Raw genomic sequence first — 18,825 nt, 5'->3', positions numbered from 1 at the left:
AGTTCATTTCAGTACAGTTTTACTCCAATTCAACTACTGATTCGTATAAACCTGTGTTTGAATACTATAATATATCTGTTCCGTCCTTCTATCAGCGCACCGGCGTCAGCCCCATCTTCTTAGCCCGCTCGAGCATGAAAGCATGAGCAGCCTCATATTCGTTCGGAATCACTCCATCCAAGATAGCATCCTTTATAGCACTTTTCAGAACACCGACTTCACGACAAGGTTCCAAACCGAAAATCTCCATAATTTCTTCTCCACTCACGGGTGGCTGGAAGTTACGGACACGGTCTTTCTCCTCCAAATCCTTCAGTTTTTGTCGAACCAACTGGAAGTTATTCAGGAAACGCTGCTTACGTTCCATATTCTTGGAAGTAATATCCGCTTCACAGAGCATCATCAAGTCGTCAATGTCATCTCCCGCTTCAAAGAGCAGACGGCGTACAGCCGAGTCTGTCACCACATCATCCGCGATAACAATCGGACGCATGTGCAGGCTAACCAGCTTCTGCACGTACTTCATCTTCTCATTCATCGGCAACTTCATCTTGCGGAAGATATGCGGAATCATCTTTTCACCGATAAAATTATGATTATGGAACGTCCATCCCGCTTTCGGTTCCCAACGTTTCGTGACAGGCTTGGCAATGTCATGCAGCAAAGCAGCCCAGCGTAACCAAAGATTATCAGTCTTCTTGCTGATATTATCCAGCACTTCCAATGTATGATAAAAATTATCCTTATGCGAACGTCCGTTCCGTGTTTCCACTCCCTGCAAGGCAGCAAATTCCGGGAAAATCAACGGCAGCAAACCGCTACGTTCCAAATCAATAAAACCTTTTGAGGGAATCGGAGACAGAATAATCTTATTCAGTTCGTCCGCAATACGTTCACGGGAGATAATTTCAATCCGTTCCTTATTCCGACAAAGCGATTCGAAAGTATCATCGTCAATGTAAAAGCCCAGTTGCGTAGCAAAACGGATGCAACGCATCATGCGTAAAGGATCATCGCTGAAAGTGATATCCGGGTCGAGCGGAGTGCGAATTGTCTTTTCCTTCATATCCTCCATGCCTCCGAACGGGTCTACCAGTTCGCCGAAACGTGCCTTATTGAGACATACAGCAAGAGCATTGATCGTGAAATCACGACGGTTCTGATCGTCTTCCAGTGTACCGTCTTCAACAATCGGTTTGCGCGAATCCCGTTGATAAGACTCCTTACGCGCACCTACAAACTCTACTTCCGTACCTCTGTATTTTACTTGTGCTGTCCCGAAATTCTTGAAAACAGAGACATGAGCACCACGTCCCAACCGTTTTCCAAGAGCTTCTGCCATTGCAATTCCACTTCCTACAACTACTACATCTATATCTTTAGAGGGACGTTGCAGAAAAATATCACGAACGTAGCCACCTACCACATAACACTCCATGCCGAACGCATCGGCCGTTTCGGCTATCTGTCCGAAGATGGGTTCGCTAAAATGCTGCTTCAATTCCTCTTGAGTCAACTCTATCATTCTTTTTAGTTATAAGTTTTGAGGGGACAAAATTACAAAAATAAGGGATATATTTGTATTTTTGCCGCTAATAAAGTGAATGAAGAACAGAACGATGAACAGTGAATGACAAACGGACACTGCTTATTCATGTAAATAATAAAACTAGTAAATAGAATTTGTGATGAAAAAACTGATTATCCTCTTTTGTGGTACGCTGGCATTAGCTGCCTGCGGAAATGGCCTTGAGAAAAAAGCCAATGAAAAACTGATGGTTGCCAAGGCTGCCTACGAACGTGGCGACTATGAAGAAGCTAAGTTGCAAATTGACAGTATCAAGATTTTGTATCCCAAAGCGTTCGAAGCACGTAAGGCGGGACAGGCACTGATGCTTGATGTTGAAACAAAGACACAGCAAAAAACGCTTGCTTATCTGGATAGCGCCTTTCAGGCAAAAACGAAAGAATTCAACGCCATCAAAGACAAATTCACACTAGAAAAAGATGCCGAATATCAACAAGTAGGCAACTACCTCTGGCCTACACAAACCATTGAGAAAAACATGCACCGTTCGTACCTCCGCTTCCAAGTGAACGAGCAAGGCATCATGAGTATGACCTCTATCTATTGCGGTGCCGGCAATATCCACCACAACAAAGTGAAAGTGATTGCTCCTGACGGCAGTTTTGCCGAGACTCCAAGCTCCAAAGACAGCTACGAAACGACCGATATGAACGAGAAAATAGAAAAAGCTGATTACAAACTGGGAGAAGACGGTAATGTAATCGAATTCCTACATCTCAATAAAGACAAAAATATCCGTGTGGAATATATGGGCGACCGTACCTATAAAACAACGATGAGTCCCACCGACCGACTAGCCGCAGCCAATGTTTATGAATTAGCGCAAATCCTCTCTGCAATGGAACAGATTAAAAAAGAACAAGAGGAAGCTAACCTGAAAATCGGATTTATCAATAAGAAAAAAGAACGGAAAGCACAGGAGGAAATTACCGATTAATAAAAAGGAAACTCCATTTGGCAAAAAGAAAACGATCTGTGCGGAAATGAGATAAATGATTTTTTTATTTTTAGACATAAGAACAAAAGAACATAAAGGCTGCGCTTTGAAAATTATTTTTGTTGCTTATTGAACTGCTATTTTATTTTTTGTTCTTTTGTTCTTCTGTCTGAATTATATTCCCATTTAACTAAAAACCGTCAAAAGAGAAGCTATTTAGCAGAAAAAAACATCGGTCAACAATAAAACTGACGGGAATAGTTGTTATTTTTCATAAACGACAACTATTCCCGTCAAATGTATAATAAGCCTCTTTATTCTCTGCGCGGAAGAAAAGGCGTTTCCTGGTATGGAGAAAAGGCGTAGTCTGCCATCATAAAACGGCGTAGCCTGGTAAGCAAAAACGGCGTATCCTCCACATCCTTATTTTACCCTTCTATTCAATTGATTATTAGCCTTTTCCCGTTTTGATTTTCCAACCCGTTTTCCGGTTGTCTTCTTTTTACCGGCTGCGGACTTTGTCTTTCCGACGAAAGGGATTGTTACTTTTTTTGATTGGCATAGACAACACTTATATAAACAGTACTTATATCTGATTCTTATTCTCCTTCGTAATATTCGCCCAAAAACCAGCGAGCCACAAAATCCCAGTTTTCCTGCAACAGTTCCTTTCCATTCTCAAACGGGAACTGTGCTTCCGATAACAGCTCATGTTCCATTCCATATTTCAACAAATCAAACGGGCACAAACCTTCTTCACAAAACAGTTCGTATGCTTCCTCTTCTGCCAGTTCAGCATTGTAGAGCGGGTTGCGTTTGTCCGCAAAATATGGGGCCACATCAGGACCGATCAACAGACCTTTCGGATTGGCGAAAACCACGAAGTTATCAAACTCTTTTAAATCAGGCAACAGAGAATCTTCTTCATCCTCCCACTTCAATGATTGCACAAAGAAAAATTTCAGCGCATCGTAAGAGTCGAAGTACAAAAGCGGTTCACCTTTACTTGCTTCAAGGAAACGCTCAACGTTGGCAGGCATTTTTTCTCCCGGCAAAGCTATCGGCAGAGGCATTCGCTTCTTTTGCATCAATTCCGTTTCCAGCAGCCAATCCGTCGCAAGGTAATCACTGATAGGAGCCAATTCGAACGCAGCATCCAAACGGTTGTATAATACATCTGCAAACTCCAGCAAATCTGCATCCATCGGGTTCTCCACTCCGTCAAAATCATCACCGACCGGTGAATTGATTGCCCACAAAAGGAAAACAACATCTTCACGGTTGATTTCGTCCGGCAGATATTCGTCCGTCAACGTGTAGAAAGGCAGGTAACGTCCGTAGTTTTCCTGATGCCAGTGGATAAATTGACGCCAATTTCCTCCGTTTGCCACGCAATCTTCCAAGTATAAGGCACACGTCAGAGCCACTTGCTTCTGGTCTTCTTCCATGTCTTTCCCACCATATATATAAGATTCAGCCACCAATGGCAATAGCTGATTAGCGAAATCCAGATACCATTTATCCGTATTCACCACCTTTACACGACCGTGAGCGTCCAGCCATGCCTGCATATAAATTTTCTGTTGCTTCATACTACAAACGTTTCAAAGCCAGTTTGATAACCTTTTCTACTGGAGCATCCGGTTCTTCCTTCAAGATAGCCAACACCACCTTTTGCGAAGGCGCGGCAGCAAAACCGAGCATTGTTAATGCAGACACCGCCTCTTCCTGCACTTCCGCATTGGCAGGTTGCAGCAACAGACCTGCGGAAGAACCTCCGCCGGCAGACCCACTCATCGTTTTTATCTTATCTTTCAGGTCGACAATCACCCGTTGTGCAGTCTTCAGCCCGATACCTTTCACCGTTTTCAGCATATTCGCGTTTTCGGTGCTGATTACGTTCACCAATTCGGCAGGTGAGAGCGCCGAGAGAATCATACGTGCCGTGTTTCCCCCGATTCCGGAGACGGAAATCAACAATAGGAAAATCTCCCGCTCCTGCTTCTCGGCAAATCCGTAAAGCACATACGCGTCTTCCCGAATCGCCTCGTGAATATATAGCTTACAGTTTTTCTTTCCCTGAATAGCCGAATAGGTATTCAAGGATATATTGGCGGCATATCCCACCCCGTTACAGTCAATCACTGCGGTTGCCGGACTTAGTTCGGCAAGTTCGCCTCTAATATATTCTATCATAACAGGGACAAAGATAAAACAATTTCACCACAGAGGACACAGAGGCCACAGAGTTTTTTCGATGCAGCACATCACACCCTGATTTGCTTTCATGCGGACCGGTATTGCCTGCTAGTGAAAAAAAATAAAATATTAAAGCGAATGAACCAAAGTTAGTAGTAAATTGTTTACTTTTGCAAGCAAAAGAAAGAAATTTGTTCATTAAAACCAAGAAAAGAATGAAAAAAGTAAGAGCTGCCATCGTTGGTTATGGTAACATCGGACATTATGTACTGGAAGCGCTTCAGGCGGCACCTGATTTCGAAATAGCCGGAGTCGTTCGTCGTGCAGGAGCAGAGAACAAACCGGAAGAGTTGGCAAACTATGCAGTAGTAAAGGACATAAAAGAGTTGGGGGATGTAGACGTAGCTATTCTTTGCACGCCAACCCGCAGCGTTGAGAAATATGCAAAAGAATATCTGGCAATGGGGATTAATACGGTAGACAGTTTCGATATCCACACCGGTATCGTAGACTTACGCCGCACACTGGATGCTGCGGCCAAAGAACATAAAGCCGTATCGATCATCTCTGCCGGATGGGATCCGGGAAGCGACTCCATCGTACGCACCATGCTCGAAGCGATTGCTCCGAAAGGAATCACTTACACCAACTTCGGTCCGGGTATGAGCATGGGACACACAGTAGCCGTAAAAGCTATCGACGGGGTGAAAGCCGCTCTTTCCATGACTATTCCTACCGGCACGGGAATCCACCGCCGCATGGTGTATATCGAACTGAAAGACGGATATAAATTTGAAGAAGTAGCTGCTGCCATCAAAGCAGACCCTTACTTCGTGAATGATGAAACACACGTGAAACTCGTTCCGAGCGTAGACGCTCTATTGGATATGGGTCACGGTGTAAATCTCACTCGCAAAGGTGTATCCGGCAAAACACAGAATCAGTTGTTCGAATTTAATATGCGCATCAATAACCCCGCACTGACAGCACAAGTGCTAGTATGTGTGGCACGTGCTTCGATGAAGCAACAGCCGGGATGCTACACAATGGTAGAAATTCCTGTTATCGACCTTCTCCCCGGCGACCGTGAAGAATGGATCGGACATTTGGTATAATATATTTTATACATAAAATAAAAATTAAATAGAGAAAGGCGATACACCTTTCTCTATTTTTTTCTTTGTGAAGATACTACAAAAAACACAATTATGAGGAAACTGTTCATTCCATCAACCACGACGGTTTCCAACTGGACACCGAGCATTGAGTACGCATCAAATTTTTAAAACCGCAGGGAGTATCATACGCCGATATTTCTTTAAAAAAAGAATAAGGCGAAGAAACGCTTTACGGAAAATAAAGTATCTTTGCGACTCAATATTTTTTGTGACTTAACAATTCAAAAAAAGGAACATTGAAGAACAAACGATACAATAATATAGAAGAATGGGCAAATACCCTTAGCCATGGAATAGGTATTCTGCTTGGAATCGTGGCCGGATATTTGTTATTGGAAAAGGCTTCCAAAAATATAGAGCCGCAGTGGGCAGTTGCTTGTGTATCTGTCTACTTGGCGGGGATGCTTTCTTCTTATGTCAGCTCTACGTGGTATCACGGCAGTCGTCCGGGAAAGCTGAAAGAGCTGCTCCGTAAATTCGATCATGGAGCTATCTATTTGCACATTGCCGGAACCTATACTCCTTTTACCCTGCTCGTTCTGCGGCATGCCGGCGGATGGGGATGGGGAATTTTCGCTTTCGTCTGGCTATCGGCTATCGCCGGTTTCATTCTTAGCTTCAAAAAACTGAAAGAACATAGCAATCTCGAAACGGCTTGTTACGTAGGGATGGGCGCCTGTATATTGGTAGCCATGAAACCTTTGTTAGACCATCTGGGAGAACTGGAAGCCACTACCGCTTTCTGGTGGCTGATTGGCGGAGGAGTTTCGTATATCGTGGGAGCTGTTTTTTATTCGTTGCGCAAACCATATATGCATGCCACTTTCCACTTGTTTTGTCTGGGAGGCAGCATCGGGCATATCATTGCCATCTGGCTGATTCTATAAGGAATAGTAGGGACAAAAAAAGGCTATCTATCCCAGACAGCCAATCTTTGTTAACCTTAAATCTAATACTATGAAAAACACAGTACAAAGATACGGACTTTTCGGTTATCTCCAAATTTTCGAGGCAAAGCAGCCTAACTTATAACACGGTTTAATAAAAAGCAGAGGTTCGTTAACGTTTAACGCAATAAAGTTAAAAATTAACGAATCGTTTATTAACTATTTAAATGATTGAATGATCGGACCAAGTAAAAATTGTTGTTGGCGAGTTCCCTCCTAAAAGATAGTGACGCTATCCGATACAAATAGCGACGCTATATGACAATGATACCGTCACTATCCCAAGCATATACCGTCACTATCTTTTCTACGTCAATCGGAGGGCTTACGTCCACTTATAGCATATACCAACAATGATTGTTGCCTGATCTGAATTATCTCTAAAGCCTCTCTCTAAAGTTGAAACAAACAGATTCGCCAATTCGTTATATATAAAAGAGTAATTTAAAACAATTACAAAGCATAAATTTATGGACTGGGAAAATCATCTTATAAAGCACCTGCAATGGTCGAACTCCATTATCAACCGGGAAGCCAAAGAACACGTAGCCCGTGAAATTGCCGCCACGGCAAAAGACGGAGATGTGATAGGAGCCGGCTCCGGCTCTACAGTCTATCTAACTCTGTTCGAACTGGCGCGACGGATTCGTGAAGAGCACTTGCATATTGAAGTGATTCCCGCCTCTCAAGAAATCTCGATGACTTGCATACAGCTAGGCATCCCACAAACTACCCTTTGGAACAAGCGCCCCGACTGGACATTTGACGGAGCGGACGAAGTAGACCCACAGCAAAACTTGATTAAAGGACGTGGCGGAGCTATGTTCAAAGAAAAACTGCTCATTAGAAGCAGCCGCAAAACATTCATCATCATCGACCCCAGCAAGCGCGTCAATCAGTTGGGAAATAAATTTTCCATTCCGGTAGAGGTCTTTCCGGACTCACTAACTTATGTAGAGCATGAGCTGCAACGACTGGGTGCATCAGAAATCGTCCTGCGTCCAGCCCACGGCAAAGACGGGCCTGTCTTTACAGAAAACGGAAATTTCATCCTCGACACTCGTTTTAACTATATTGATTCTTCGCTCGAAGAACAACTCAAAACCATTACCGGTGTCATAGAGAGCGGTCTTTTCATAGGTTATGATGTCGAAGTTATCATGGCAGAGTAAAACAACGTAAACTGGAAAATCGCATTTTGTAAGGAAATGAATTTATTTACCACAGAGGCCCCAGAGGTGAATCTTGTTCATGCCTGTACGGTTTTGATTCTTTTCATTTATATACCGCTATGCACTGTTTCAGCCTATTCTAACAAGGGTATATTCTCACTGCAATGAGAAAAAGTTCTCATTACTATGAGTATTTCTTCTCATTACTATGAGTATTTTTTCTCATTACTATGAGTATTTTTTCTCATAGGGATAAGTATAGTTGAGAAATGTATTTCCCACAAAACACAGATATTAAAACGTCATCAAACATATTTTTATTCAAAGCCGAAGATAGTTGAAATAATAGTGAAAACACTGGGAAATTCATTAAAAATTCGGGTAGAATATTACCCCCCATCTCAAAATCAATGAGAAAAAGAGACTACTAAATAAACAAGAACAGATAAAGGAAATTTCAATAAAAGAAACCGGAAGAACCGGACAATTTGCGAAAATAGAAACAACTGAAAAACAATAAGATAGAAGAAGAAAACACGAAAAAACAGGAAGAAAAAAGATCAATAAGTCTTAGCAGAACTTGGTACATTTGCGATTGTAAACTTACCGTCAATATCAGTGATAGTACCAAGGGTAGTGCCATTCACCAATATTGAAGCACCTACGACAGGTTGTCCATCTTCTTCAGAAGTAACCAAACCGGTAACTCTAGATGTCTGCGCTGTCATCAGACCTATACCTATAAAAAGGAAGGTCATTAAGAACATCAATTTTCTTTTCATAAATTCTCTCTTAAATTTAACCTATAAACAGATTTTTTGTCTCTAACAGGTTGCAAAGATAACACTAATTATGACAAACCGGAAAAAGTGTTACGTATTTAACTAAAAAGTATTATTTTGCAAGCTCCCATCTAGTAAAAACCAACAAACTATAACTAGAAATATTCAATTTAATATATTTTAAAATAGAATTTCTATCATAAAGATAGCGTCTAAAAAGATATTTTCAAGATAAAAAGAACATTATTTCCTCCCAAATGGTATCTTTTTATCATTTTACATCTCCCAAAAGACTAAAGAACTATTAACAATGATGAAAACTGAAACGACCATGTACCAAGTTCTGCTAAAACTTTGCGCATTTCTTATGTAGGAATGATTTCGCAGGACGTTTCCATCAAACCGGGAGTAATAAAAGTCGTATTAAAAAGTGACGCGAAGGCTCTGGATGAGGTTGTAGTGACAGCCATGGGTATCTCGCGTGAAAAGAAAGCACTGGGTTACGCCGTTCAGGACGTAAAATCAGATCAGCTGACGCAAGCTGCCAACTCCAATCTGGCAGGAGCGCTGCAAGGTAAAGTATCCGGTTTGGACGTTAAGCCTTCAAGTGGTATGCCAGGAGCTTCTTCACAGATCACCATCCGTGGTGCACGTTCCTTCTCGGGTGACAACACTCCGCTTTACGTTATCGACGGAATGCCGGTAACCAGTACGCCGGACGTTAGTACAGACATACAGAACAATGGTAGTGTGAGCGGAGCCGACTTCGCCAACCGTGCGGTAGATATCGACCCTAATGATATTGAAAGTATCAACATTTTGAAAGGACAGGCTGCTTCTGCACTTTATGGTATCCGTGCTTCCAATGGTGTGATTATCATCACAACCAAAAGTGGTAAAGGGCTGGAAAAAGGCAAACCGCAGGTTAGCTTCTCTTCTAATGTCAGCTTCGATGTAGTAGGTCGTCTGCCGGAGTTCCAGAAAACATACGCACAAGGTTCGGGTGGAAAATTCAGTGCCACATCGGGAACCTCCTGGGGACCTAAGATTTCCGAACTTCCCAACGATGCGACATACGGTGGTAACACGGACAACAAATACACTCAACAGTATGGTAAGCAACAAGGAAAATATTATGTTCCCCAACGTGCGTCAGCCGGCCTTGATCCATGGGTCACTCCACAGGCGTATGACAATGCTAAAGAATTCTTCGACACAGGAATCACCTGGAGCAATTCATTGAATGTAGCGCAGATGCTCGACAAAAGCTCCTACTCTATCTCATTGGGAAATACACATCAGGACGGTATTATCTCAAGCACTGGTATGGACAGATATAATGTAAAGGTTAGCGCCGACACCAAACTGACTAACAACTGGAGTTCCGGATTTACAGCTAACTATATCACTACTTCTATCGACAAGGCAGTGACTTCCGGTAACGGTCTGTTGAGAACGGTTTACGCAGCTCCTCCCAGCTATGATCTTGCAGGGATTCCAAGTCACGTAGACGGTAACCAGTACACACAGAATTCTTTCCGTGGTAGCTTTGACAACGCTTATTGGGCGATGGACAACAACAAATTCACAGAAGACACCAACCGTTTCTTCGGAAATGTATACGCAAGCTATCAGACTGATTTCGGTACAACTAACCACAAGTTGAACGCAAAATACATGGTCGGCGTGGATGCTTACACTACTCACTATGTAGACAGCTACGGATACGGTAGTAACACGGGTGGCGGTCGCGGACAAATCGAAAACTACGGTTGGACGAACGCTACATACAACTCTTTGCTGACCATCAACTACGACTGGCACATCAATGAGGACTGGGGACTGAACGCCGTATTGGGTAATGAAATTATCCAAAGCAACAGAAAGAAGTATTATGAATATGGTACGAACTACAACTTCCCGGGATGGAACCACATCAACAACGCCACTACTCAACAGACAGAGGAAGAGACGTGGAAAAACCGCACAGTGGGATTCTTCGGTAACGTATCGGCTTCTTACAAAAATATGCTTTATCTGACCCTCACCGGACGTCAGGACTACGTATCTAATATGCCACGCAACAACCGTTCGTTCTTCTATCCTTCTATTTCAGCAGGTTTTATCCTGACGGAACTGGATGCATTGAAAAACAATGTTGTTAATCACGCTAAATTGAGAGTATCTTATGCGGAAGTAGGACAAGCAGGAGATTTCCTCGAAAACTACTACTCAACTCCGACATACGGAGGTGGTTTCTATATGCTGACTCCAATCATGTATCCGATGAAAGGTACTACCGCCTATACTCCGTACTACACGATTTTTGACCCGAAACTGAAACCACAGAACACACGTTCGTACGAAGTGGGTGCTGATGTGAACTTCCTCGATAACTTAATCACATTCAGTTATACGTACTCACGCCAGAATGTGAAAGACCAGATTTTTGAAGTGCCTTTGGCTTCTTCTACCGGTGCCAGCAAACTGCTCACCAACGGTGGTAAGATTCATACCAACACGCACGAATTCACTCTCGGCTTCAACCCCATCCGGACGAAGAATATCAACTGGGATTTTGCATTCAACTGGACGAAAATCGACAACTACGTAGATGAACTGGCACCGGGCGTAGAAAATATCTCTCTGGGTGGTTATGTTACTCCACAGGTACGCGCTTCAGCAGGTGAAAAATTCCCTGTAATCTATGGTGTAGGTTACAAGAGAGATGAAAACGGCAATCGTCTGGTAGACGAAAACGGTCTTCCTATCGCTGGTGAAGCACAGGTAATCGGTAAGGTTTCTCCGGACTTCCTGATGGGATTCAACACCACATTACGCTTATGGAAGTGTACAATCAGCGCAGTACTCGACTGGAAACAGGGTGGTCAGATGTATAGTAGAACAACCGGACTTGCAGACTACTACGGTGTCAGCAAGAGAACGGAAAACCGCGAAGGTACCATCATCTTCGACGGATACAAAACCGATGGAACTAAAAATGATATCGCCATCACTGGCGCAAACGCACAACAGGTATATTACAGCCGTCTGAACGATATTGACGAATCTTCAGTATATGACAACTCTTTCATCAAACTGCGTGAAGTGGCTGTCAACTACAAAATTCTTCAAAAACGTTCAATGGAACTTTCTGTAAACGCATTTGCCAGAAATATCCTAATCTGGGCTCAATTGCCTGACCTCGATCCGGAAGCCAGTCAGGGTAACAACAACATGGCAGGAGCATTTGAAGATTATTCAATGCCGCAAACAGCTAGTTTCGGCTTTGGTTTCAACATTAAATTTTAATCTGCAAGACAATGAAAAAATATAAATCAATAGGAAAATTGCTGGCAGTTTCTTTCTTGACTGCTGCCATTGCTTCTGCTTGTACGGAAGATGCAATGGATAAAATCAATGAAAACCCTAACAATCCGCTGGATGCGCCCGCTAAGTTTTTGATTACAGACTTAGGTGTAAACACTGGATTCAGCACTGTGGGAGGGGATTTTTCACTCTATTCCTCTGTTTACATAGAACATGAAACGGGTATATCAAACCAGCTTTACCGTGCGGAAGTACGTAGCGGAGAGCCTACAACGGCTACTACTTACAATAACGCATGGATCAACGTCTACGCAAATATCAAGAACGCTAAAATCGTTATCAAGAAGTGCGAAGAAGATCCCTCAGAAAAAGGAAATGTAGTGACGGAAGCAATTGCTAAAATCTTGCTCGCCTACAACGGAGCTGTGGCAGCCGATGTGTTCGGGAATACACCGTACAGCCAGACTGGTATCCTTAACCCGGACGGCACACCAATGTATATGCAGCCTAAAATAGATACGCAGGAAAGCATTTACCAGGAAGTGATGCAGAATCTGGATGATGCTATCACTCTACTGAATAACGGTACTGCCAAAGATACAGGCTTGTCCGGTGCAGTCGGTTCTAAAGACTTGATCTATGGTTCAAACACCAGTACACAAGCAAGTATGTGGCTCAAGACAGCTTATGCGTTAAAAGCACGTTATACAATGCGTTTGCTCAATAAAAGTGCCAACAAGACAACAGACCTTCAGAATATTCTCACTTATGTGAGCAAATCATTTGCTAATGCAAGTGAAGAATGTAAACTGGCTATTTATGATGCTGACTCACAACTAAATCCGCTTTGGGCATTTAGCTACAGCCGTAACAGTTTGGCAGCTAGTGCAAGCCTGATTGAAAAATTTGTTGAACGCAATGACCCTAGAGCACCGCAAGCGTTTCTGGAACCCGACCCCAGCGGAGACTTCCCTGCTGGTTATGCAAGTGGTACGCAAGCTACAGACATCGCAAGTATCAAAGCAGCTCCTAACGGAACCCCGCAAGAGTTGCAGAACAATTATGGTATGTCAATGATATCATGGGCAATGTCGGCTCCGACTCTTTTAATCAGTTATCATGAAGTGAAATTCCTCGAAGCAGAAGCATTATGCCGCTTGGGAGGCAGACTGGATGAAGCTAAGAGTGCTTTAAAAGCTGCAATCACTGCCGGATTCGAGAATCTGGAAAACTCAATTATAGATGCCGCTGACACTTGGGTAGCTGATGGCGACAGTGATTTGGGTGCAGATGTAGCAGAAACCTATTTCACGGATGAAGTAGAACCGTTATTCGATGCCAACCCTCTGCAAGAGACAATGATACAGAAGTATCTCGCCTTCTTCGGTGCATCCGGCGAATCACTGGAAGCCTATAACGACTACCGTCGTTTGAAAGGTGCAGGAGAAAACTTCATTGTACTGAAGAACCCGCTGAACAACAATAAGTTCCCATTGCGCTTCGGTTATGGAGCAGACGACGTATTGGCAAATCCTGAAGTGAAAGCTGCTTTCGGTGATGGCCAGTATGTATATAGCGAAGCTGTCTGGTGGGCCGGCGGAAACAAATAATGAACTTAAAATCTCTCAAAGGAGAGACTTTACATAGAGTCGTTTCTGTACTCTAACAAATTAACAGAGGCGAACAAAAATAGGCCAACCGTGAGGTTCGCCTATTTTATTTTATCCAATTTCATCAGATGAATGCTCAAATAATAATAGAGAAAAAGGAATATTCAACGGCATCTTTTACATACCATTTTTCTACCCGACCATACTCTTTTCCTACTTTATTCCGTATTTAACGTTTAAGCACCTTTTAAATAAATTAAAAAAAATCTCGTACGAATCAATTTCACCACTGCAAATCGGGTAGATATTTGCTTAAAGTAGTGCGGAGAATACTCAAAGTAATAGGTTTCACCAACACTTCAGTTGCTCCTGCGTTCATTGCGTTTTCCTTATCCGAGCTGAAAGCATAAGCTGTCTGCATGATAATAGGAATTTCGGTATTAGACTCACGAATTATCTTCGTTGCCTCCAACCCGTTCATCACCGGCATCTTGATATCCATCAGCATTGCTTTGGTTCTTTCCTGATGCTGTTGAAACAACTCCACCATTTCCTGCCCATTTTTAGCCCACTCGATATCACACTTTTTGCCTATGATAGCCTTGATTAATTTAAAGTTGCTGTCATCGTCTTCAGCTACTAAAATTAAGGGTCTGAATTCATTCATTTGTTCGCTTTCCATATCGCTTATATATTGTTTTTTTATCTGTTTTTTGAGATTAATCTCCCTTTTCAGCCCGCAAGTTATAAAAAAGATTCATATATTTCGCTATCTTTGCGCCTCAATTTAAAAGAATAGTATGATTTCTGTTGACGGACTAGCCGTAGAGTTTGGCGGCACTACTTTATTTAGTGATATTTCTTTCGTAATTAATGAAAAAGACCGCATCGCACTGATGGGTAAAAATGGGGCGGGAAAAAGTACGCTGCTGAAAATTTTGGCAGGCGCACGACAACCGACACGTGGAAAAGTTTCCGCGCCCAAAGATTGCGTAGTAGCCTATCTGCCTCAACATCTGATGACGGAAGACGGAAGAACAGTGTTTGACGAAACGGCACAGGCTTTTTCACATCTGCATGAAATGGAAGCGCAGATTGAAAAACTGAACAAAGAGCTCGAGACACGGACGGACTACGAGAGCGACAGTTACATGGCGCTGATTGAAGAAGTGTCTGCCTTGAGCGAGAAGTTTTATTCGATTGACGCAACTAATTATGAAGAGGATGTGGAAAAGGCATTGCTCGGATTAGGGTTCACCCGGAGCGATTTTCAACGCCAGACGAGTGATTTCAGCGGTGGATGGCGGATGCGCATCGAGCTCGCTAAGTTGCTGTTGCAGAAACCGGACGTACTCTTGCTCGATGAGCCGACGAATCATCTGGATATTGAATCTATTCAATGGTTGGAAGATTTCCTTATTAATAACGGGAAAGCAGTTATCGTAATCAGCCACGACCGCAAATTCGTGGATAATATTACAACACGCACCATCGAAGTGACGATGGGACGTATTTATGATTATAAAGTGAACTATTCCCAATATCTGCAACTGCGTAAGGATCGCCGCGAACAGCAGCAGAAGGCATACGACGAGCAGCAGAAGTTTATTGCTGAAACGAAGGAGTTCATCGAACGATTCAAAGGAACATATTCAAAGACGTTGCAGGTACAGAGCCGCGTCAAAATGCTGGAAAAGCTGGAATTGCTCGAAGTCGATGAGGAGGATACTTCTGCATTGCGACTGAAATTCCCGCCTTCACCCCGTTCGGGCAGTTATCCAGTTATCATGGAAGGTGTTGGAAAGGCATACGGAGAGAAAGTGGTGTTCCGCAACGCTAACCTGACGATTGAGCGTGGTGATAAAGTAGCTTTTGTCGGTAAAAACGGTGAAGGTAAATCTACACTCGTGAAATGTATCATGAAGGAAATCGAACATGACGGTACACTGACTCTAGGACATAATGTACAAATCGGATATTTCGCTCAAAATCAGGCTTCGTTGATGGATGAAAACCTGACAGTTTTCCAAACGATTGATGATGTAGCCAAGGGGGATATCCGGAACAAGATTCGTGATTTACTGGGTGCCTTCATGTTTGGTGGTCCCGAGGAATCAATGAAGAAGGTGAAAGTACTTTCGGGTGGGGAGCGTACCCGCCTTGCCATGATTAAATTGCTGTTGGAACCTGTCAACCTCCTGATCCTGGATGAGCCGACGAATCATCTGGACATGAAAACGAAAGATATCCTGAAACAGGCATTGCTGGATTTTGACGGCACACTGATTGTTGTTTCACACGACCGTGATTTCCTCGACGGACTGGTGAGCAAGGTGTATGAGTTCGGTAATCAAAAGGTGACGGAACATCTTTGTGGTATTTACGAGTTCCTCGAAAAGAAAAAAATGGATTCGTTGCAAGAACTGGAAAAGAAATAATAAATAATAAAAAGAGGGTATCGGCTGCAGGCGGAATAAAAGTATTTGTATATTTGCAACATCATTTATAACAGGCAGTTAGAAAAAAATGGATGAAACAAGGCAGTTATACATTATAAGCGGATGTAACGGAGCTGGTAAAACAACAGCTTCCTACACTGTACTGCCTGAAATTTTATTATGCAAAGAGTTCGTTAATGCGGATGAAATCGCCAAAGGTTTATCACCGTTCAATCCGGAAAGTATGGCTATAGAAGCCGGCCGTCTGATGTTGAAACGTATTAATGAACTATTAGCTGCTAAAGTAAGTTTCTCTATTGAAACAACATTGGCAACCCGTTCATACACCCGGCTCATTCAAAGAGCACAAAATGCCGGATATAAAGTCAGCTTGATTTATTTCTGGCTGAATTCTCCGGAACTTGCCGTCAACCGTGTGTTACAACGGGTCAATGAAGGGGGACATAATGTACCGATGGACGTTATCTACCGCCGATATCAGGCAGGCATTAACAATCTGTTTCAGATTTATATGCCGCGTGTAGACTATTGGCTGTTAGCCGATAACAGTATTTCTCCTCGAGTAATTGTAGCCGAAGGTTACCAACATGGCGAGGATCGAATATATGAACTTGAACTTTTTAAATGCATCAAGAATTATGTCAAATAATGAAATGCAAGAATTGAGCGATAAATTACGACGCGGTCTTCAGCTGGCAGAAAAGCGATTGCTGGAAAAAAATGCTCGCAATGGTAAACTCCTTAGTCAGGGAACACCAGATGGAAAAGTAATTTATGTATCAGCAACAGAATTGCTGGAACGTTTGCAAGAAAAAGAAAAGGAATCAATAAAAAAATAAATTCTCTAAAAGAAAGGATGAAAGGGAAGAAACGAATAATAGTAACTCTGCTGTTTTTAATCAACATCATAATGTTGGTGGCAGCCGTTATTCCCCATCACCATCACCCCAACGGAATGATTTGCATGAAGCAGGACTTGCCTGTAGAACAGCAATGTCCCACGCATCATCATCACCCGGGAAACGATTCATGTTGCAGCAGCGAATGTATGACTCGTTTCTACTCTCCCACTCCATCCGTACATACGGATAGCGGACCGGATTATGTATTCATCGCTACCCTGTTCACGGATGTAATCATCGAACATCTATTACGGCCACAAGAGAGACGGATTAAGAACTATTACGTCTACCGAGACTCTCTGCATGGCACGGATATACACCGTGCCACTCCTCTTCGTGCCCCTCCCTACTCTGTTTTTGCGTAAAAGCGTAAATGCAAATCAGTTGCATTTGCGTTACCTTATCTTTGTAGCGTAAAAAACAGTAAAATTTAGTAGGAAAATATCATTATGAAAAAACTTATTTTCGTAGGAATCCTAGGCTTATTCGTGCTGGGTTCCTGTAATAATAGTACCGTCACACACACACACAATGAACACGATCATGCCACAGAAGGACATAATCACGAGGCAGAGGGTTCCGATCATTCTCATGAAGGCGAATGTAGCGGAGAACACAACCATGAAGCGACCGATGGACATAACGAGTCTGCCGAAGTGCACAGTGATGAAATCATCCTTCCGAAGGCAAAAGCTGAAGCAGCCGGTGTCAAGGTGAGCGTTATCGAACCTGCACCTTTCCAGCAAGTGATTAAAACCAGCGGACAGGTACTGGCTGCCCAAGGTGATGAATCGGTTGCCGTAGCTACAGTGGCCGGCGTTGTATCTTTCCGTGGAAAAGTAACGGAAGGAATGAGCGTCGGCAGCGGCACGCCGCTAGTCACGATTTCTTCAAAGAATATCACCGACGGTGATCCGGTACAACGTGCCCGCATTGCCTACGAGGTATCTAAGAAGGAGTACGAACGTATGAAAGAGCTTGTTAAAAACAAGATTGTATCTGACAAGGATTTTGCACAGGCAGAGCAAAGTTATGAAAATGCCCGCCTTAGTTACGAAGCCCTTTCCAAGAATCATTCGGCTATCGGCCAAAGTATTACAGCTCCTATTGCAGGATATGTGAAAAGCATTCTTGTGAAAGAAGGCGACTACGTGACCATCGGACAACCGCTGGTGAGCGTGACGCAGAATCGTCGTCTTTTCCTCCGTGCCGAAGTGTCGGAAAAGTATTATCCATACCTCCGTACAATCAGTTCCGCCAATTTCCAGACTCCTTATAATAATCAGGTGTACGAGCTGAAAACATTGAACGGCAAACTTCTCTCTTTTGGAAAAGCTGCCGGAGACAACTCTTTTTATGTGCCTGTCACTTTTGAGTTCGACAATAAAGGGGAAGTGATTCCCGGATCATTCGTAGAGGTGTTCTTGCTTTCTTCAACGATGGAAAACGTACTGTCTCTTCCACGCACGGCACTGACAGAAGAACAAGGTATCTTCTTTATCTACCTGCAACTGGACGAAGAGGGTTATAAAAAACAGGAAGTAACGATAGGAGCCGACAACGGTAAAAGTGTTCAGATCCTGACCGGAGTGAAGGCTGGTGACCGTGTAGTGACCGAAGGTGCTTATCAGGTTAGACTGGCAAGCGCTAGCAATGCCATCCCGGCACATAGTCACGAACATTGATTAAATGAAGAATTAGAAATGAAGAATGAAGAATTT

Annotated in this window: 15 protein-coding genes and 1 pseudogene; 11 read left to right on the top strand and 5 right to left on the bottom strand. The window is 43.1% G+C overall.

What is annotated here, in order from left to right; genetic code table 11:
• Positions 1-91: 91 nt before the first annotated feature.
• The gene (locus BXY_RS06210; RefSeq protein ID WP_015531466.1) at positions 92-1,525 is read right to left on the bottom strand and encodes a CCA tRNA nucleotidyltransferase; all 1,434 of its coding nucleotides are present in this window, start codon (positions 1,523-1,525) and stop codon (positions 92-94) included.
• A gap of 163 nt (positions 1,526-1,688) precedes the next feature.
• On the opposite strand from BXY_RS06210, the gene BXY_RS06205 reads away from it, so the two are divergent.
• The gene (locus BXY_RS06205) at positions 1,689-2,525 is read left to right on the top strand and encodes an outer membrane protein assembly factor BamD (protein ID WP_008024733.1); all 837 of its coding nucleotides are present in this window, start codon (positions 1,689-1,691) and stop codon (positions 2,523-2,525) included.
• A gap of 599 nt (positions 2,526-3,124) precedes the next feature.
• Here the strand turns inward: BXY_RS06205 and BXY_RS06200 are convergent.
• Positions 3,125-4,117, bottom strand: a complete 993-nt coding sequence (locus BXY_RS06200) for a DUF3843 family protein (protein ID WP_015531465.1) — start codon at positions 4,115-4,117, stop codon at positions 3,125-3,127.
• A 1-nt stretch (position 4,118) separates the two neighbouring features.
• On the bottom strand, positions 4,119-4,721 hold the full coding sequence (gene ruvA / locus BXY_RS06195) for a Holliday junction branch migration protein RuvA (RefSeq protein ID WP_015531464.1): 603 nt from the start codon (positions 4,719-4,721) through the stop codon (positions 4,119-4,121).
• Between the two features lie 218 nt (positions 4,722-4,939).
• Between ruvA and BXY_RS06190 the strand changes: the two genes are divergently transcribed.
• The 3 genes from BXY_RS06190 to rpiA all read left to right on the top strand — a co-directional run bounded on the left by BXY_RS06190 (position 4,940) and on the right by rpiA (position 8,021).
• Positions 4,940-5,839, top strand: coding sequence for a diaminopimelate dehydrogenase (locus tag BXY_RS06190; RefSeq protein ID WP_055236482.1), 900 nt, complete (start codon positions 4,940-4,942; stop codon positions 5,837-5,839).
• Positions 5,840-6,138: 299 nt separating this feature from the next.
• A complete protein-coding gene (gene trhA / locus BXY_RS06185) occupies positions 6,139-6,789 on the top strand; it encodes a PAQR family membrane homeostasis protein TrhA (protein WP_074707791.1) in 651 nt (216 codons plus the stop codon).
• 530 nt (positions 6,790-7,319) lie between these two features.
• On the top strand, positions 7,320-8,021 hold the full coding sequence (rpiA, locus tag BXY_RS06180; RefSeq protein WP_015531463.1) for a ribose 5-phosphate isomerase A: 702 nt from the start codon (positions 7,320-7,322) through the stop codon (positions 8,019-8,021).
• A gap of 560 nt (positions 8,022-8,581) precedes the next feature.
• Here the strand turns inward: rpiA and BXY_RS06175 are convergent.
• Entirely contained in the window at positions 8,582-8,803 is a 222-nt protein-coding gene (locus BXY_RS06175; protein WP_008024747.1) for a carboxypeptidase-like regulatory domain-containing protein, read from the bottom strand.
• A 342-nt stretch (positions 8,804-9,145) separates the two neighbouring features.
• Here BXY_RS06175 and BXY_RS06170 point away from each other — a divergent pair.
• Positions 9,146-12,115 (top strand): annotated as a pseudogene (locus BXY_RS06170) (SusC/RagA family TonB-linked outer membrane protein); the annotation flags it as partial.
• 11 nt (positions 12,116-12,126) lie between these two features.
• Positions 12,127-13,743 carry a SusD/RagB family nutrient-binding outer membrane lipoprotein gene (locus BXY_RS06165; RefSeq protein WP_015531461.1) on the top strand — a complete coding sequence of 539 codons (1,617 nt, stop codon included), beginning with the start codon at positions 12,127-12,129 and terminating at the stop codon, positions 13,741-13,743.
• Positions 13,744-14,026: 283 nt separating this feature from the next.
• Here BXY_RS06165 and BXY_RS06160 read toward each other — a convergent pair whose 3' ends face one another.
• Positions 14,027-14,425, bottom strand: a complete 399-nt coding sequence (locus BXY_RS06160) for a response regulator (RefSeq protein ID WP_004314143.1) — start codon at positions 14,423-14,425, stop codon at positions 14,027-14,029.
• Between the two features lie 118 nt (positions 14,426-14,543).
• Between BXY_RS06160 and BXY_RS06155 the strand changes: the two genes are divergently transcribed.
• The 5 genes from BXY_RS06155 to BXY_RS06135 all read left to right on the top strand — a co-directional run bounded on the left by BXY_RS06155 (position 14,544) and on the right by BXY_RS06135 (position 18,789).
• The gene (locus BXY_RS06155; protein WP_015531460.1) at positions 14,544-16,181 is read left to right on the top strand and encodes an ABC-F family ATP-binding cassette domain-containing protein; all 1,638 of its coding nucleotides are present in this window, start codon (positions 14,544-14,546) and stop codon (positions 16,179-16,181) included.
• Between the two features lie 88 nt (positions 16,182-16,269).
• Positions 16,270-16,851 (top strand): zeta toxin family protein, encoded by a 582-nt coding sequence (locus BXY_RS06150; RefSeq protein WP_004314141.1) that lies wholly within the window; start codon positions 16,270-16,272, stop codon positions 16,849-16,851.
• Positions 16,841-17,041, top strand: coding sequence for a hypothetical protein (locus tag BXY_RS06145; protein WP_004314140.1), 201 nt, complete (start codon positions 16,841-16,843; stop codon positions 17,039-17,041). Before BXY_RS06150 ends, BXY_RS06145 begins: the two co-directional genes overlap by 11 nt.
• 17 nt (positions 17,042-17,058) lie before the next feature.
• Positions 17,059-17,469 carry a DUF6769 family protein gene (locus BXY_RS06140; protein ID WP_008024755.1) on the top strand — a complete coding sequence of 137 codons (411 nt, stop codon included), beginning with the start codon at positions 17,059-17,061 and terminating at the stop codon, positions 17,467-17,469.
• An 84-nt stretch (positions 17,470-17,553) separates the two neighbouring features.
• Positions 17,554-18,789: an efflux RND transporter periplasmic adaptor subunit gene (locus BXY_RS06135; protein ID WP_015531457.1), complete on the top strand. Its 1,236-nt coding sequence runs from the start codon at positions 17,554-17,556 to the stop codon at positions 18,787-18,789.
• Positions 18,790-18,825: the final 36 nt, after the last annotated feature.

The organism is Bacteroides xylanisolvens XB1A, assembly GCF_000210075.1.
Lineage (GTDB): Bacteria > Bacteroidota > Bacteroidia > Bacteroidales > Bacteroidaceae > Bacteroides > Bacteroides xylanisolvens.
Note: the sequence above shows the minus strand (reverse complement) of the source record. Positions and strands in the feature narration are given on the sequence as shown.

Excerpts from the sequence above, each read along its gene's own strand:
- BXY_RS06165 (WP_015531461.1), top strand. The coding sequence starts at position 12,127 with ATGAAAAAATATAAATCAATAGGAAAATTGCTGGCAGTTTCTTTCTTG.
- BXY_RS06175 (WP_008024747.1), bottom strand. The coding sequence starts at position 8,803 with ATGAAAAGAAAATTGATGTTCTTAATGACCTTCCTTTTTATAGGTATA.
- BXY_RS06155 (WP_015531460.1), top strand. The coding sequence starts at position 14,544 with ATGATTTCTGTTGACGGACTAGCCGTAGAGTTTGGCGGCACTACTTTA.
- BXY_RS06135 (WP_015531457.1), top strand. The coding sequence starts at position 17,554 with ATGAAAAAACTTATTTTCGTAGGAATCCTAGGCTTATTCGTGCTGGGT.
- BXY_RS06205 (WP_008024733.1), top strand. The coding sequence starts at position 1,689 with ATGAAAAAACTGATTATCCTCTTTTGTGGTACGCTGGCATTAGCTGCC.
- BXY_RS06200 (WP_015531465.1), bottom strand. The coding sequence starts at position 4,117 with ATGAAGCAACAGAAAATTTATATGCAGGCATGGCTGGACGCTCACGGT.
- BXY_RS06210 (WP_015531466.1), bottom strand. The coding sequence starts at position 1,525 with ATGATAGAGTTGACTCAAGAGGAATTGAAGCAGCATTTTAGCGAACCC.
- BXY_RS06150 (WP_004314141.1), top strand. The coding sequence starts at position 16,270 with ATGGATGAAACAAGGCAGTTATACATTATAAGCGGATGTAACGGAGCT.
- BXY_RS06140 (WP_008024755.1), top strand. The coding sequence starts at position 17,059 with ATGAAAGGGAAGAAACGAATAATAGTAACTCTGCTGTTTTTAATCAAC.
- BXY_RS06190 (WP_055236482.1), top strand. The coding sequence starts at position 4,940 with ATGAAAAAAGTAAGAGCTGCCATCGTTGGTTATGGTAACATCGGACAT.
- BXY_RS06145 (WP_004314140.1), top strand. The coding sequence starts at position 16,841 with ATGTCAAATAATGAAATGCAAGAATTGAGCGATAAATTACGACGCGGT.
- BXY_RS06160 (WP_004314143.1), bottom strand. The coding sequence starts at position 14,425 with ATGGAAAGCGAACAAATGAATGAATTCAGACCCTTAATTTTAGTAGCT.
- ruvA (WP_015531464.1), bottom strand. The coding sequence starts at position 4,721 with ATGATAGAATATATTAGAGGCGAACTTGCCGAACTAAGTCCGGCAACC.
- rpiA (WP_015531463.1), top strand. The coding sequence starts at position 7,320 with ATGGACTGGGAAAATCATCTTATAAAGCACCTGCAATGGTCGAACTCC.